At 42.5% G+C, this 17,400-nt stretch carries 10 protein-coding genes; 7 read left to right on the top strand and 3 right to left on the bottom strand.

Annotated elements, in window-relative coordinates:
* Positions 1–121: 121 nt before the first annotated feature.
* The gene (locus tag ACFOSV_RS06445) at positions 122–3,409 is read left to right on the top strand and encodes a S41 family peptidase (RefSeq protein WP_377904575.1); all 3,288 of its coding nucleotides are present in this window, start codon (positions 122–124) and stop codon (positions 3,407–3,409) included.
* Between the two features lie 18 nt (positions 3,410–3,427).
* Complete coding sequence (locus ACFOSV_RS06440) at positions 3,428–5,059, top strand: M28 family peptidase (protein WP_377904573.1); 1,632 nt, start codon at positions 3,428–3,430, stop codon at positions 5,057–5,059.
* A gap of 157 nt (positions 5,060–5,216) precedes the next feature.
* On the opposite strand, the gene ACFOSV_RS06435 is transcribed toward ACFOSV_RS06440, so the two are convergent.
* Positions 5,217–5,519, bottom strand: a complete 303-nt coding sequence (locus ACFOSV_RS06435; RefSeq protein ID WP_377904571.1) for an EthD family reductase — start codon at positions 5,517–5,519, stop codon at positions 5,217–5,219.
* Positions 5,520–5,969: 450 nt separating this feature from the next.
* Between ACFOSV_RS06435 and ACFOSV_RS06430 the strand changes: the two genes are divergently transcribed.
* The gene (locus tag ACFOSV_RS06430; protein WP_377904569.1) at positions 5,970–9,005 is read left to right on the top strand and encodes a WD40/YVTN/BNR-like repeat-containing protein; all 3,036 of its coding nucleotides are present in this window, start codon (positions 5,970–5,972) and stop codon (positions 9,003–9,005) included.
* 62 nt (positions 9,006–9,067) lie between these two features.
* Here the strand turns inward: ACFOSV_RS06430 and ACFOSV_RS06425 are convergent, their stop codons facing one another.
* On the bottom strand, positions 9,068–9,772 hold the full coding sequence (locus tag ACFOSV_RS06425) for a DUF6090 family protein (RefSeq protein ID WP_377904567.1): 705 nt from the start codon (positions 9,770–9,772) through the stop codon (positions 9,068–9,070).
* Positions 9,773–10,169: 397 nt separating this feature from the next.
* Between ACFOSV_RS06425 and ACFOSV_RS06420 the strand changes: the two genes are divergently transcribed.
* The 4 genes from ACFOSV_RS06420 (at position 10,170) to ACFOSV_RS06405 (ending at position 16,433) form a co-directional block, all read left to right on the top strand.
* Positions 10,170–11,372 (top strand): FIST signal transduction protein, encoded by a 1,203-nt coding sequence (locus tag ACFOSV_RS06420; protein ID WP_377904565.1) that lies wholly within the window; start codon positions 10,170–10,172, stop codon positions 11,370–11,372.
* 3 nt (positions 11,373–11,375) lie between these two features.
* Complete coding sequence (locus tag ACFOSV_RS06415) at positions 11,376–12,704, top strand: adenylate/guanylate cyclase domain-containing protein (RefSeq protein ID WP_377904563.1); 1,329 nt, start codon at positions 11,376–11,378, stop codon at positions 12,702–12,704.
* Positions 12,705–12,769: 65 nt separating this feature from the next.
* Positions 12,770–14,956, top strand: coding sequence for a hypothetical protein (locus tag ACFOSV_RS06410; protein ID WP_377904561.1), 2,187 nt, complete (start codon positions 12,770–12,772; stop codon positions 14,954–14,956).
* A 1-nt stretch (position 14,957) separates the two neighbouring features.
* Positions 14,958–16,433 (top strand): hypothetical protein, encoded by a 1,476-nt coding sequence (locus ACFOSV_RS06405; protein WP_377904559.1) that lies wholly within the window; start codon positions 14,958–14,960, stop codon positions 16,431–16,433.
* 144 nt (positions 16,434–16,577) lie between these two features.
* On the opposite strand, the gene ACFOSV_RS06400 is transcribed toward ACFOSV_RS06405, so the two are convergent.
* Entirely contained in the window at positions 16,578–17,327 is a 750-nt protein-coding gene (locus tag ACFOSV_RS06400; protein WP_377904557.1) for a hypothetical protein, read from the bottom strand.
* Between the last annotated feature and the right edge of the window lie 73 nt (positions 17,328–17,400).

Below are 17,400 nucleotides of genomic sequence, written 5' to 3'. Positions count from 1 at the left end.
ACGCCTAAAAATCTTACTAATTCAACAAAGAACTTATTTCTCTGAAAATAAGTGATTTTGAAAGAATTTCAACTCGAAAACTTGTAATAAATTGTATTTTTTCAATCTGAACCTTTAAAATATGAATTTAAAATACACCCTTTCGCTACTTATCTGGGCAGGAGCAGTCTGCTTTGCTAAGGCTCAAAACCCATCTGGCTATTTTATGCATCCCGACCTTCAAGGAGATCAAATCGTCTTTGTGTCTGAAGGAGATATCTGGAAAGTGTCCACTTCCGGAGGTGAAGCCACGCGCCTGACCTCACATCCAGGGGATGAATCTGATCCGAAGCTTTCCCCAGACGGCAAGTGGGTAGCCTATGCTGCTAGCTATGAGGGTCCTACCGAGGTCTACGTTATCCCTATTTCCGGAGGCTTGCCCAAGCGATTGACTTATGAGGCATCTTCTTCTACTCCCACAGATTGGAAGGATAATCAGCATGTGGCCTACATGACTACTCAGTATTCGACTTTGCCTCGATTGCAAACAGTGGTGGTAAATGTGAGCACACTGGAAAAGCAAGTCATGCCACTTTCGCTTGCGGCTGAAGGCAACTTTTCGGAGGATGGGAAGGACCTCTATTTCGTGAATCCTTCTTTTCATAATAATGTGACCAAACGATACGAAGGGGGTACCGCGAGGCAAATCTGGAAGTTTTCCGAAGGAGAAGATGAAGCGGTGAAACTTACTAAAGACTATAATGGAGAAGATCATCACCCTAGCCCAGTAGATGGGAAGGTTTATTTTCTATCTGCAAGAGATGGGATTATGAATGTCTGGACTATGAGCCCGGAGGGTTCTGGTTTAACCCAAATCACCAAGGAAGAAACATTGGACGTTCGTGAGTTTGCTGTATCCGGAGGTAAAATGGTTTACCGAGTGGGTGCTGATCTGAAAATGATGGATCTATCCTCCAATGCTTCCCAAAGCCTTGCCATTAACTTGGTTTCAGATTTTGATCAGCTGAGGGAAAACTGGGTAAGTAATCCCGAGCAATACATCACGAGTGCCTCGGTGAGCAATGATGGAGAGCGGGTGGCTTTGACTGCTCGGGGAAGGGTTTTTGTCTTTCCTTCAAAGCAGGGTAGAGAGATTCGACTGAGTAGAAAAGATGGTGTGAGATACCGAGACGCTGTTTTTTCCGCCGAGGGCAAAGAGATTTTAGTCCTTTCAGACGAAAGTTCAGAGTTTGAAATTCATCAGTACTCTAGTCTAGGTTTGGATGAAGGAAAGCAACTCACCAAAGATGGAGAAACGTTGAGATTTGACTTACTACCTTCTCCCGACGGCAGCAAGCTTGCTTATCGTGACTTGAATAATCAGATTTGGATTCTGGATATAGCAACTAGAAAAAACACCAAAGTCACGACCTCCGATGAAGATTTGACCACTTCTTATTCTTGGTCGCCAGATAGCAAGTTTCTCGCTTACGGACAGGCTGCCAGCAATACGTTTTCGCAGCTCTTTATTTATGACTTGGCTGCTGCCAAAAATCTGGCCGTCACCACGGATCGGACCAATTCCCTCAGCCCTCAGTGGAGTCATGACGGCAATTGGCTTTATTTCCTTTCAGATCGAAATTTCCAATCGAAAGTAGGCAGCCCATGGGGACAGAGACAGCCGGAGCCTTTCTGGGAAAAGCAGATGAAAATTTATCAATTAGCGCTAAAAAAGGGATTGAAATCTCCATTTCTTCCTTCGTCAGAATTGACTGAACCCAAAAAAGAGGAGAAAAAAGACGAGGTATCAGTAAGCATCGAAGTAGATGGAATTCAGGAAAGACTTTTTGAAGTGCCTGTGCCAGCGGGGAATTACAAAAACCTGATCGTCACCGAGAAGGCGCTTTACTACCATCAAGTGGGACCAGGCGTAGGGGTATATTGGGGCGGAGGAGCTCCCTCTAGCGATGACCCAACGATCATGATGATGCCGATCGGCAATGAGGGTAAACCCACAGAATTTCTAAAAAATATCAATAGCTACACAGCCTCTGCAAACAATAAATATATCCTCGCTACCCGAGGAAACAGTCACCATGTGATCGAGCTAGGGACTTCTCCTATTTCTGATCCATCCAAGTTTAGATTAGACCTTAGCGGCTGGAAGTTCAGCATTGACCCCCGAGAGGATTGGAAGCAAATCTACACCGATGCCTGGAGAATGGAGCGGGACTATTTCTATGATCGAAATATGCACGGAGTGGATTGGGATGCGATGTATCAGAAGTATCTGCCGCTTGTGGATCGTGTGAGTTCAAGAGCAGAACTGTCAGATGTGATCGGTGAAATGGTAGGAGAATTGAGCGTATTGCATACCTCTGTACGTGGTGGAGATTTGAGAGAAGGAGAGGATAATGTGAGTTTTGGTATGCTTGGGGCACTTTTTTCGAGAAATGAAAGACTTCAAGGCTATACCATTGAGCATATTTTCCAGTCTGATCCCGACTATCCGGATGAGATGTCCCCACTAGCACATGCTCATATAGATGTGGACAAAGGAGATGTGATCACACATATTGACGGAGTCTCTGTGATGAGTGTGCCTGATATACATTACTTACTTCGAGACAAAGCTGGGGAGCAAGTCCGAATTTCAGTTTTGGCTGCCGATGGCAAAGCCAAATCCGACCAGATTCTTGTACCCATTTCCACTCGTGCTGAATCAAACCTCCGCTATAACGAATGGGAGTGGACGCGAAGAATGAAAACTGAAGCTGATTCTGAAGGAGAATTGGGCTATGTCCATCTTCGTGCCATGGGATCCAATGATATCAGCCAATGGTACAGGGATTTTTACCCTCAATTCAAGAAAAAAGGCCTAGTCATCGACGTCAGGCAGAATCGTGGAGGAAATATTGACTCCTTCATTTTGGAGAAATTGATCCGGGAGGTGTTTTTCTATTGGAAAAGCCGAACTGGCGAGCCCTATTGGAACATGCCCTATGCTTTCAGAGGTCACTTGGTGATTTTGGTGGATGAGTTTACGGCCTCTGACGGGGAAGCTTTTGCCGAAGGCTTCCGAAGACTAGGCCTAGGCAAAGCTATTGGTATGCGTACTTGGGGGGGAGAAGTTTGGCTTTCAGGAGCCAATACCCTGTCAGATAATGGCATCGCAAGAGCGCCGATGAATGGGGTGTATGGAGTGGTCGAGGGAGACCAGAGCGAAGGTGTAGAATGGCTGATCGAAGGAGTGGGTTTTGTGCCAGACATCGAGGTGAAGAATATGCCCAAGGCCACCTTTGAAGGAGAAGATGCACAGCTCGATGCTGCGATAGAACATCTTAAGGAGTTGATTCGCACCGAACCTAGACCGGTGCCGCAGCCGCCTGCATATCCTGATAAAAGTTTTAAAAATGGATCCGGTAAATAACTCCCTTATATTCTTCTGATGAAAAAGTACTTCTTCCTTTTGCTATGTGGCGTTTCCTTTGGAGCATTCGCCCAAAATGTAGCTGTTCCAGGCTCTGTGAAGCGTGCCATGGACCAAATTGATACGACCACCATTCGTAATCATATTGCCTATCTGGCGGATGATAAACTAAAAGGGAGGAAGCCAGGAACCGAAGGCTATCAACTCGCCGTGGATTATGTGATCAATGAATTCAAAAAAATGGGAGTGGCACCGGGCGGAGATCCGGGGCAATACACACAAAAGTTGATCCTGAGAAACACTGTAGTCGATAATTCACAATCCAAAGCATTCCTTTCCGATCAGGATGGGAATATTGATTCTTTGGTTTTTGGCAGAGACTTTCTCCCATATGCTAATCCTATGGCTGCTCAGGCTAAGGGAGAGGGTAAGCTGGTTTTTGTTGGGTATGGGGTGGATATTCCTGGTTTTTATTCGGATTATGAGAATATAGATGTCAAAGGCAAAGTTGTAGTGATGGTTGCCGGAGTGCCAGATGGAATTCCTGCTTCTACGCTAGTCTCACACTTCAATAGTCCCGGCAATAAGCTGAATACCGCGTATGAAAAAGGAGCTTTTGGGGCTATGTTGGTTTATCCGATGAATTCATTTCCCAACCCTAATCCAGTCATCCAATCCAATGTGGCAGTTAATCCTGAGATGACTGTAGCCTATGGAAGAGGCTTTAATGGGAATTTGAATTTCGCGTTGACTTCTAATCGAAGCTTTCTAAACCGACTCTTTTTGAATTCAGGAAAAAGTCTGCAAGAAACCCTAGAATCGATCAAGTCTCGCAAAAATGCTTCATTTGAGTTTCCTTTTTCACTCACAGCGAGTTACACCAATACATTTACTGAGTTTGAAAGTGATAATGTGATCGGTTTGATTCCGGGTTCGGACCCAAAACTGAAGTCGGAATATGTGGTTCATTCTGCTCATCTGGATCATGTAGGAATTGGTCGAGTGGAAAATGGTGATTCTATTTACAATGGCGCCCATGACAATGCGTCGGGTGTGGCATCTTTGCTGGAAATCGCTCGGATTTATGCCAAAGGTAACGCAAAGCCGAAGCGTTCTATTTTGATCGTAATGGTGACTGCTGAGGAGATGGGCCTAGTAGGATCTGCCTATTTTGCTTCTAACCCCACTGTTCCAAAATCATCCATTGTGGGCAATGTAAATACCGATATGCCTACCCTGATCGCGCCATTGCTTTCAGTAGTTCCCTTGGGAGCGGAGCATTCGAATATCATGGGAAATGTGAAATTCGCGGCTGATTATCTGGGTCTAGAAATCGAAGATGATCCCGAGCCTGAGCAAAACCGATTTGTGCGGAGTGACCAGTACAGTTTCGTGACCAATGGAATTCCAGCTTTGCATATCAAATACGGCAATAAAACCAATATCCCAGGCTTTGATCTGGATGCATTTATCAAAGAGTGGAGAGCAAAGTATTACCATCGTGCAGCTGATGGCATGGATGGGATTTTCGATTTTGCTGCTGCAAAAACCTATGTGCAGCTGAATTTCCTAATTAGCTATTCCATCGCTCAAAGCCCGAATAGACCGGAATGGAATCCGGGTGATCTTTTTGGGATAGGGGATAATTAAAAGAGTTATTGGAGTACCAAGAATTAAATAATCCCGGTTCGAAAGAATCGGGATTATTTTTGAATTGGTAAGAACCAATTCAATCTAAAACCTGATAAGGCTGCTTATTTACTGCTTGAGACAGCATTTTTGTCTTTACAAGAAATTTATAAACTGCTTAGCCAACTTCACCGACCAGCATTTTGACTCCTCCAGTAGCAAAGTTTCCTAGGTCACCTACTGTGGCTTTTCCTTCATCTGATCCCAGGGATTTTTGCATCGCCTCTGGACTAGCATAATAAAGTTCTGCCATTCGGTAGTAATCGGCTTTAGAACCATCTGGGTTGGGTAAAAACTTGGTCAACTCGGCTTTTTCAAATCCTGTCATTTTGCCTACCAATGGCATGTGCTTCGTTGCATAATAGCTCTCAAAAGCTTCTGGGTCTGTGGGGTGCCCGTAAAGGACAGTTACTTTGATCATGATTTTTTATTTAGTTTAAAATGTAAGCTTGGTATCGGTCCTAAATTCCCGGAATGGTATCCTTAAGGGAAAATTTCAAGTCCCTTCAGCGTATTAAGTGCTGCAATAACAGGGGCTCATATTGATTTAGCAGCGGGGAAAAAATATTAACACTGCTAATTTTTTTACTAAAAATTGAATGTTGATTGAATTCCTAGCTTTATCAAGTTACAGAAATCTTTCATAAATGCAGGTCTATCTTTTTTAAAGTCAAAAAATGAGGCTGAATTTGAGAGTAGGACTTAATAAAGGGAGCTGAGGTGGGAAGACCTTTTTCGTAAGAAATGATTGGCAACTGGCACTGAATTGAAAAGGCAGACCAAAATTTGGGAATAAGCTTTCCACTAGGATTCAGTCGCATAGGTTTTATCCGGCATTATTGGTAAACTCGGTAAACCATTTCCCCAGCATATGACCTTTTCATTTTCTTCCCGTGTCCTTGGTACTCTACTTTTGATTTTTTCTGTCAGTATACTTTCTGCACAGCAGATTCCATCCTCATCTTATCAAGATCTAGACTATCGAATGATAGGGCCTTTCAGGGCCAGTCGGACCGTAGGTGGAGTGGGTATCCCTTCCCAGCCTAATGTCTTTTTTATGGGTGTGAACAATGGAGGTGTTTGGAAAACTGACGACTATGGGAGGACTTGGAATCCGATTTTTGACGACGCTCCAACAGGTTCGGTAGGGGATATTGCCGTCTCTGAAAGCAATCCTGATATTATTTATGTAGGTAGCGGAGAAGGCCTTCATCGCCCAGATCTGGGTGTTGGGGATGGCATTTTTAAAAGTGTAAATGGAGGCGACACTTGGGAACATGTAGGTCTAGAAGATGTGCAGCAAGTTGGAAGATTGATCGTTCATCCGACTAATCCGGACATCGTAATTGTCGCGGGATTGGGGCACCCCTATGGTCCAAATGAGCAAAGGGGAGTTTTCAAAACGATCGATGGAGGAAAGACATGGAAGAAAGTACTTTATATCAATGACAACACTGGGGCAATACAAGTAGAATTTGATCCCAATAATCCCGAGATCCTCTTTGCAGATATGTGGGAACATCAAGAAGGACCCTGGGAGAATGCAGCCTTTTCGGGACCGAATAGTGGTCTGTACAAAAGTACTGACGGTGGGGAAACTTGGAGACCGCTTACAAAAGGGCTTCCAGGGGCAGACGAAGGCCTTGGTCGAATCGGCGTAGGTATCGCTCCTAGCAATTCAAACATTATGTTTGCTACGGTAGATGCCCGACAAAATGGGGGAATTTATAAGAGTACAGATGCGGGTGAAAGTTGGGAATTAATTCATGAAGACCGGAGACTCTGGGGGAGAGGAGGAGACTTTGCCGAGATCAAAATTCATCCCAAAAATCCGGAGCGGATTTATGTTGCCAATATTGCTTCTTATACCTCTGCGGACGGAGGCAAGACCTGGTCTTCTCTCAAAGGAGCGCCAGGAGGGGATGATTATCATAGGATTTGGATTAATCCCATTAATCCAGACATTATGCTTTTTGTGGCAGATCAAGGAGCAGTGATTACAGTTAATGCAGGTAGAACTTGGAGTTCTTGGTACAACCAGCCCACCACCCAATTATATCATGTAACTACCGATAATGCCTTTCCCTACTGGGTATATGGTGGACAACAGGAAAGTGGAGCAATTGGCATAGCCAGTCGAGGAAATGGTGGACAAATTAGCTTTCGGGAATTTATGGGTGTTGGAGCGGATGAATATGCCTATGTGGCACCGGACCCTAAGGATCCAGATATCATTTATGGAGGAAGAGTCACACGGTTTAACAAAAGAACTGGTCAATCTAGCAATGTAGGGCCGGAGGCTTTGCGATCTGGGGATTACCGTTTTGTGCGTACGATGCCCTTGCTTTATCATCCAGCGGACGATAACATGCTCCTCTTTGGAACAAACGTTCTTTGGAAGACTATGAATGGAGGCAATAGCTGGGAAATTATTAGCCCCGACTTGACTTATGAGCAGCCTGAGGTGCCTGCGAGTGTGGGGCGGTATAAAACCAAAGAAATGGAGACTATGGCCCGACGCGGGGTGATTTACGCTGTTGGCCCTTCGCCCCTAGACGTCAACACAATTTGGGCTGGAACAGATGATGGCCGCGTTCATGTGACCAAAAATGGTGGAAAGGAATGGTTGGAAGTCACGCCTCCTTCTATGAGCACTTGGGATAAGGTTTCTCAGATTGACGCTAGTCATTTCGACCCAAGCACAGCCTATATCGCAATTAATGCAATACGAAAGGATGATATGAAGCCTTATGTTTATCGTACTCGTGATAGTGGAAAAACTTGGACTTTGGTTACCAAAGGGATGAATCCTAATGGTCCAGTGAATGTGATCCGTGAAGATCCTAAACAGAAGGGATTGCTCTATGCAGGTACTGAACGAGAAGTATACTTTTCCATCGATGATGGAGAAAACTGGCAATCCCTACGGAATAATATGCCAGCCACTTCTATTCGAGATTTGGTGATTCATGAAGATGATTTGGTGGTAGGGACACATGGGCGATCAATTTGGATTTTGGATAATGTGTCGCCTTTGAGGGAACTTGCTAAAGCAGGAAAATCCGCTGCTTACCTCTATTCTCCCTCCGATACATATAGAGTTCGATGGAATATGTTTTCTGACACCCCGCTCCCACCAGAGGAGCCAACAGGTGAAAATCCTCCTGATGGTGCCATTCTGGATTTTCAGTTAAACGAAGAGGTTGAGCATGTCAAACTAGAGATTTTAGATAGTGAAGGAAATGTAATAAGAACTTATGCCAGGGATGATGAGCCAGAAAAGATTGATACTACGGCACTTCCTCATCCAACCTACTGGATCAAGCCTCAGCAAAGTTTGGGGACCTCGACAGGACATCATCGATTTATCTGGGATTTGAGACATGAGCCTCCTAAAGGAAGTCAAAGAGAGTTTTCAATAGCAGCGGTTTATAAAAAGACTCCAAGCGGTCCTCGTGGGCCATTTGTCCATCCAGGGACGTACGCGGTTCGCTTAACTGTGGATGGGGTTTCACAAGAAAAGCCAATTCAGATAATTTTGGATCCGAGGGTGGAAATTACTCAAGAAGCTCTACGATTGCAGACAGAGCTTAGCATGCAATGCTACAAAGGATATCATGACCTTGAAGAGATCAAGGAGGCAATTGATTCCAATAGTTCAGCACCTGAGTCTCAAATGGTGCTGCGAGGAACTGGGGCTGTTGGTGATCCAGATACCATGTATGGAAGTATCCGCCATGTAGATCCTAGTCGGGAAACCTTGGTTGGATTGCAGGAAAAATTTCTCTTTATGTTAAATCTTTTGCAGGCGGCGGATGTGCAGCCTACCACTCAAACGATTGATGCGGTAAGTACTTTGGAGGAGACTTTGGATGCTTTGAAAATACGATGGGAAAGTCTGAAGTAAGAATACTATGATTCCTGAAGTACGCCTAACTAGGTCAAGAAAAATATAGAAAAGGATGCTGATTACAGTACTGCCAATTTCTGATCGATGTGATCAATGGTTTCTTGGACCAGACGGATACAGAGATCGTATTGTGCCATCATCCATCTGCGCTGTGTTATCGTTCGGTCAATCCGAATCGTAACATCTTGGTTTTTCAACCAATCATATCCTGAAAAAATCGGTTCAACGATTGAAGCATTGGGACTAATATCCATTCGGATGAAATACTGGTTTTGTAAATAGACATAATCACCTGTGAATTGAGATGGCTGGTATTGCTCCTCAACCTTCACAAGGGAAGTGGTGTAGAAATCGTATAGTCTTAGAATATCAATTCGCAAAGAATCGTCAGAAATTAAATCCACCCCTTTTGATGTCAAGGTTTGAATGGCACTTTGCTGTGGGGTATAGATATAATCACGAAATCCGTTGAAAATAATTCTCCCTACGCGCTCCTTGCTCAGTTGGAATTCTTTGGCTCTTTTGAGGGAATCCAATCCATTCAAATTTTCAACATGTCCTTCTCTATTGGCGTTAAGGTCTATCAAATCCAATTCTAAATTGGCCTTTATTTCTTTGAGAATTTTAATCTCAGTCTCTTTCAGTTTTCTATCGGAACTCCAATCTTCAAGTGCATAAGCCCCTAGGATACCTAGGGTAATCACCAGAATTTCGAGTATATATTCAGGCCATTTTACCTTTAGTGTGGAAAGCAGACGTTTCATATTTCCTAAATTAGGAATTAATAGGACTCGTTGATTTTTCTAAGCTGAAGTTTTAAAAGAATTATAGGCTTTTATGAGCTCAAAATTGTCTCCAAAAATTAAAAATGAAATACGCTGATATACTCCTTTTTCTAAATTGAGCTGGCTAGACAGCTTTATGTGATCAAGCTAAAATATTGCCTACTTCAACACAAAATGAGTGAAAAATAATTCTCCCATCCTAAGGATTTATATCGAGCTCCATAAAATGGCCATTGGTAAAAAAAGAGGTGTTAGAAAGAGATTATTCCGTATATTTTCTTTTTAAAAGTAGATTGATAGTTAAGTATTTTATAGAAATACTCTAATTAGCATGTTTTTTATTTGAATAATAATATTTTTAAACCAAGACTTACTTATGAAAACAAAGGTTGGCATTGGCCATAGCAACCAGACAGATTCCTTCGCTGCAGGAAAGGAAGCAACAGAGAAAGCCCTCGCGAATGGAAAAATTGAAAGGAGTGATTTTGCCCTTATATTTTGTGGAGGAAAACACAACCCTCAGGAGTTTTTAGATGGAGTGAATGCCATCATTCCAGATTGTGAAAAAGCGGGGGGGACCTCTTTTGGAATTATCACCAACGACTTTATCGGATACGATGGGTTTGAGGTAGGAGTAACCATTTTTAGCTCTGACAAAATAAAGTTTGATGTGTACGCAGAAGGAGACATCAATCTGAATGAATTCAAAGCCGGGGACGCCCTAGGTAAAAAAATTAAAGCAGGTGGTGTTAAGGATCCTGTAGCTGCTATGGTGTTTTATGACTCCAGCAAACAACAAAATCCACCCATGTTGAATTTTGCAACTCCATTGTTTGCAGCTCTAGAACCACATTTGCCCAAGGGCATCCCTTGTGCAGGTGGTGGGTTTTTGGCTGACATGCGATTGAGTCAATGCTACCAATTTGTTAATAATAAGGTGGTTTCTCAGCATGTTTTAGCCATTCTGATTTCAGGAGATTGTCAGTTTGATACGACTATTCTTCATGGATGCCATCCTTGTTCGGATTACTTGACCATCACTAAAGCGGAGGGTCCAGTAGTATTTGAAATTGATGGAGAACCTGCTGTAGACAAGATCCACGAATTGCTTGGAGGCAAGGAAGTTGTTGATGTTAAGGATTTTGCCATGAATGTTACACTTGGGATCAATCGAGGAGATAAATTCGGGGATTTTCAAGAAAAGGACTTTGCAAATCGATTAACTCTGGCGGTGGATGAGCCAAACAAGGCCTTGGTCATGTTCGAACCTGACTTGACCAATGGTTCGGAGGTCCAGCTAATGCGCCGAAATTTAGAGCCGGATTATTTGCAATCCGTTATTTCTGGGGTAAAAGATCAAATATCAAATCTCAATCCGGTATATTCATTTTATATCAACTGCGGAGGTAGGGCAAGGCCTTTCTCAGGAGTTGGGTTTGAAGATGCAGAGGAGGTTCAAAAAGCTGTGGGAGATATTCCTCTAGCTGGATTTTATTCAGGTGTAGAGGTAGCCCGAGTAGGAGAATTTTTACAGCCGCTTGATTGGACAGGTGTTCTTTGTTTCTTGGCAGAAAAATAATTTATGTCCTCACCGGAAGAAAAGCTGGCGCTTGCGCAAAAAGAAATCAATTACTACAAAGATAGGCTCCAAAAGCTTTCTAAGGCGTATATGAGTCTTGAATACCGTACAGCGGATCTTTCCAAGGATGTGTTACAAATGAGCGAAGGGCTCAAAGTCATTGCGGAGCTTCAGGACGTAGATGCCAAAAGTGACGAAGATGGCTTGTTTGAAAGCCTAGCTGAAAGCATCAATGTGCGTTTGAAAATGGATGTTGCTGCTATCCTGCTTCCCTTACACAAGGACAAATTGAATTTCACACTGCGCTATCTGAAAGGCTTTGGTCAGTACGATACGGAAAGTGTCCGTGAGAAGGTCATTGAAGTTCCTCAGGATGTTTTTGATTCGAAAAAAGGGGTAATAGTGAATGCTGAGGACGAACTGAACGAATTCCAGACCTATTTACAATCAGAGCTTCAAATAGATAATCTGATTTTTTCGCCCATCATCCATAACAAAGAGGTGATGGGTTATTTTTTTGCAGGACGTAGAAGCCAGTTGCTTCAAAAGGGGAAAGGTATTTTGCCCTATCACCTGAATATTTTAGATGCTATCGGTGGAGTAGTTTCTACGGTACAGAATCAACTGGATAGGCAGCAAGAACTCGAGAAATTAGTCGCTCAAAGAACCGAACAACTACAGAAAGAAAAGGAAACTAGTGAAAATCTTTTGCTAAATATTCTTCCTTGGGAGACTACCCAAGAGCTCAAGAAAAATGGCAGTGTCAAGGCGAAGGATTTCAATATGGTTTCTGTCTTATTCACTGATTTCATAAATTTTACCAAATATAGTGAGGGTCTTTCCTCCAAAGCGCTGGTTGAGCTTATTGATTTTTACTACCGTAAAATGGATGAGATCACCAATAAACATGGCATTGAAAAGATAAAGACTATTGGTGATAGCTATATGTGTGCTTCAGGATTACCCATGGAGCGAGAGGATCATGCATTGGCGGCGGTTCGAGCAGCCATCGAGATTCGAGATTTTGTTGAAGAGGCCAAAGTCGAGCGAAAAAAGACAAATAAACCTTATTTTGAGGTTCGCATAGGTATTAATAGTGGTCCAGTTGTAGCAGGAATTGTTGGAATCAAGAAGTTTGCGTACGATATCTGGGGAGATACTGTGAATGTAGCCTCTAGAATGGAGTCTAATGGATATGCTGGCAAAGTAAACATTAGCGCCTCTACCTATGACTTGGTTAAGGATTATTTTGAATGTGAATTTAGGGGGGATATCCCTGTAAAAAATAAAGGCGAGATCGGAATGTATTTCGCGGAGCCATTTTTAAGCTAGATCAGGAGATTTTTAACCAGGTAAAATCAACTGAAAAGGCCTTTTTTTAACATAAACTACAAGTTATGAGCCAGTTCGATTTTCCTAGGATCAATTTTCACGGAAGTGTACTTCTCGATGTCCCAACCGGGAATAACGGGAAATTTTCTCCTTTAAAAATTTATAATCAGGATGCCGCTTTGCCCTATACTCCGCCAAGAGTTTACATTATATCCTCTTTGGTCTCTACAGTACAGAGTAAGGGGTTTACCGTTAAGTTGGATTCAGATTCTCCATATGAGAATTATAATCAATATGTGGATATCGATACAATATCTAATGAAAACTATGAAAAGTGGGCCATCCATCATTTAGGTAAGTCTGGCTTAGACGATAAATTTATTCCACTTTATGAAATTATCCCACTTGATGGGGAGGGTCCCCAGCCTATGCTAATTGATGCAATGGTTCAGCCTAGTTACTGGAATTACTTTGGAGATTTAAGTGTCTACGTGGAGGATATTCGGATCACAGGAATTCAGGTGCCGGATGGTCATGGCAATGTTTCTACCTATACTCCTGGTAATTCTTCTGGTTGCCCGGCTGGTTTAGCTCAGCTACTGGGAGAATCCTTTTCTTTTCACACAGATTTTTTTAACCCTAATAGCAAGACTAGTGCAATGTTCTGTGATGTGGATAGCATTGGTGATACCTGCACTCAAATGTTTTATTCTAAGGCTGGAATTTATGATTCAACAAGTGGGCAAAAAAAGACTTTTTTCACAGGTGTGCCATGTAAGTCGGCTTTCACATGGCTTTCACTTTGTAAAACACTGAATTATAATAATGGTCTTCTCATGCCGATGAGTGGGGGAACCTACTTTGAATCTACTATCACCTTAGATTCAAATAAGGTGGATTCTGCACTTCAACAGGACTGGAATCAATATGCCGGAGAAAATGTGGATAAGCTTTCTATGAAGATTTTACTACATAGAGTTTATGAAGTAAGAAATCCAGATTACTCCAAAATGCCCACCAAGCCAATCGGTAATAATCGAACGTCTGTCAAGAAAAATCCTGCTCGGGTAGCCTTTTCCGGATCGCTTTGTCCCTTCAAAGAGGGGGTGGATATGACTACACATAACGTTGGCAGAATTCTTAAAAATGGGATAAAAAATAATCCGACCATTAATTATAGTAATATCGATGCTCCTCAGCCTTTAGGTTACAATGTGCCACTGACCTTCCCAAAGACAGTTCAGTTGCCTCCAGCTTTCGTACATGTCAATCCGACTGATAAAGTCATTAGCTTGGATATAATCAACACGATTTGTGAGTACGGAAAAGGTTTTGGCCCATATAGCGATTATGGAGGAATCACTTCCATTCCTCCTTTTCTGAGCTGGGAGAATTATGATTTCGGGCTTCTGTATTTATTCTTTGTTCCGGATGATGGTTCCCCTGGTATAAAAATTGGCCAGATTGATCATACGAATGACTACAATGTAGAGACTTTTCTGGCAAGGGGTGGGGTGATGGATTTTCCAATCCCAAGTGGGGTGTCTGACTTTTCCAAAGGGCGATTTGGGCTCTATACCAGCTCATACAGCGAACTGCTGATCGAAGATGATTATTTGCTTCTTTCTGATCAGCAAGGGTCCTATGCAGAACAAGGACAAGCAGCTTCTGAAGGGTATAAGTCGGATGGGCCAGATAGAGGTCCAGTACTTATTCGCTGCTTTTATCGTGGGAAACCCCTTCAGGGTTCAGTGGACGGAAAGGTAAGAAATGGCAACACCAATGAATTATCCGATTTCACCTTTTATGACGGTGTGCCTTTTGAGTTTGGTGCATTGGAGCCCGGTTGTACTCAGTACGTTCTAGGGGTTACTCCTGAGCAATACAATGAACCTGGCTCACCAGCAGAAGGGCTTTATTTCGCGGCAAATGGATATTCGGTGATCAACCGTGTTCTGGCAAAGAAAGCCTATCTGGAGAAGTATCTCGACAAATCTGAGCCACTTACTTGGGATGTCTTGTATGATGAAATCCTTTCAAATTATCATAGCGTCCTTCCCATAATGAATGCCATTCTGCCATTTGATTCGGGTAGTTGGTCTGACCCAAGTACGATGGGCTTTATGCTCAACCTAGTTACTCCAGAAGCATGGGGTAATTATATGTATATGCCTGTCACAAGAGAATTATCCAAAAATCAACAGGCACTTTTAGTGCTCTGGGCAAAACAAAAAATGGGAGTAACTCAATGAAATGATGAAAACTTTTAGAAACACACATTTGATATTTGGAAGCTTGGTATGGATAATCCTAGGATGTTCAGAGCAGGCTCTAGATTCGACTGAAACCGAATTTATTCAACCATCTTCTCTTGTTGCAAAAGCCCAGGAAATGATGAATCTGGGGCCAGGTCCTACCGAAGTCCAGGATTTTATTCAGTTAAGCCTTAAACCCGTAGATTTAAGTTTTGATATTCCAGACCTTCAAAGCGCTGCATTCGCCACTTACCATGATGAATGGGTATTAATAGGTGGTAGAAAATCTGGATTACACAGTATGAGCTCTGATCCAATTGCCTTTCAAAAGCTAACGGCGAATGATTCCATCTGGGTGATTAATCTTGAAAATCAAACCTCAGTTGGATATCCCATTCCAGATGATTACAAGCGTTATTTGTCCGCAGGAAGTATGCTTCATTATCAGGATGGAGATATTCTTCATATTTCAGGGGGATTTACTTATAGTGATACTACCTATAGTGATTGGACGTCTGATAAGTATTTTGAATTAAACATCCCTAATTTGATCAACTATGTTCTGACCGCTGGTACCGCAACCACATTCGATGAAGTTATTGTCAAAGAAACCAGTGATCCCTTTTTAAAAGTTACAGGAGGTGAGATGGTAGTTTCGAATGGAAATATTTATTTGGCGGGAGGCCAAAACTACGAGGGATTCTATTCTTCGGGGAATAATGGGACCTATACCTCTGCTCTCCGAAAATTCAATGTAACAGGCTCCCCCGGGAATTGGATTGTTTCAGGAAAGGACTCAATTGTGGATTCTGTAAGGCTTCACAGAAGGGATTATACATTGGCAGAGGTGTTAACTTCAGGATCTGACTCCATTGGTGCAGTAATTTTGGGAGGTGTTTTTAATAAGTATGGCTTGGGCTATCCTTCCCCTGTTTATTTAAATAGTCTGGGATCTGGACAGCCTACAGCAACCCTTGAAGAAAAATCATTACAATTCTTTAACCTTTATTCCGCTGCTAAAGTCGAATCTGTACTCACTTTTGGAGATTCAAAAATAAATCGAATTTCGATTCTTGGTGGCATCACCTACAAGGCGTATAACCCGGATTCTGGAGGGGTGTATCAGCCGCATTTCAGCTTGCGACTACCTTTTTCTAATGTAATTTCAACCTATTACACCGATGGTGATTCGTCTATAGTTGAATTAATTCAAATGCCGCCAAATGAAATGATGCCAGGTTACCTAGGTTCAAATGCTGCCTTCATGAGATTGTCGAAATTTTTGTACGGTGACTCAAACACCATTTTAGATTTGAATAAAGTGTTTGCTGGAAATGAAACTGGACCTGTCCTAGTGGGATATATGTATGGAGGTATTGATTCTGATGGTCCTTATACTAAATATAAGGGTATGATAGTTAATACCCGACCGAGCCAAACCCTATATGCGGTATACATGAATATTGTGAACTAATACCCAATGGTTCATATTTGGGAAGAGTGAGCGAAGATTTAGTCTTCGCTTTTTTCTTGGGTCTGCTGCTTATTTTGGATTTCAAAACCCTAATCACCCCAATGCAATTAATGAATTCCATGTAGGATTGCCATCGAGATTTAATCAGAGCTTACCATCTAGCTCACTCTCGATTTGAGATAGTACCCTGCCAATTGCTTCTTCCACTCTAATCCCGTACGCCCTAGCGGTAGAGACTCTTTGCATCCGGAAGTAGATCAGGCTTCCATATTGGTTGTTGGACTGCATCGATGCCAAGCTGTTATCCAGTTCATCGGGCATCATCATGTCATTATAGACATAAGTCAGATTAATACTATTCGAAAGAAAGGGGTACAACTGTTCATAAGTGAATTTTGCCTCTCGTTCTTCCACGGCGTTATACCTATTTTTCTCTTCAATATATTCCCCTAAAAGGAGCTTTACCGAGTCAGACTGAATCAGCTCGAGCCCACCTGAAGAGGAAAGGTCATCCAAAATTGGATGTCCGGTGGAATAAAACCTTGTGGATATTAGCCCCAAGATAAATGGTTTTATGGAGTCCGTAGGAAGATTCAAGGGTTCGCCAGTCAAATGATTATGTTGAAGTGCACTGCTAACACTTAGATACCGCTCTCGGGCGGTAAGATCTGCTTGTAATTCAACCTTTGCAGCTTCAAATTCTTGATATAATCCTTGAAGAATTATTTCTTCACGAGCCCGACTTATTCTGTCTTGATTCCAATTGTTCACTCCTAAAGCCAATAGGATTCCGATCATGACTAAAGCGATCTCTCCAATGGCGTAGATCAGGTATCGAGTTACGCGATTCTCCGAAAGGAGCTTTTGTCGGATTTTTCTAAAAAATGAAATCATTCTGGCTAGAAGTAAAATTTACTTAAGATAAAGTAAAGATACTTTTATCGCTACGCAGAAGTTGACTTTCTAT

It is taken from the genome of Algoriphagus namhaensis, assembly GCF_042649705.1.
GTDB lineage: Bacteria > Bacteroidota > Bacteroidia > Cytophagales > Cyclobacteriaceae > Algoriphagus > Algoriphagus namhaensis.
This window is presented reverse-complemented; position numbering and strand designations above follow the sequence as displayed.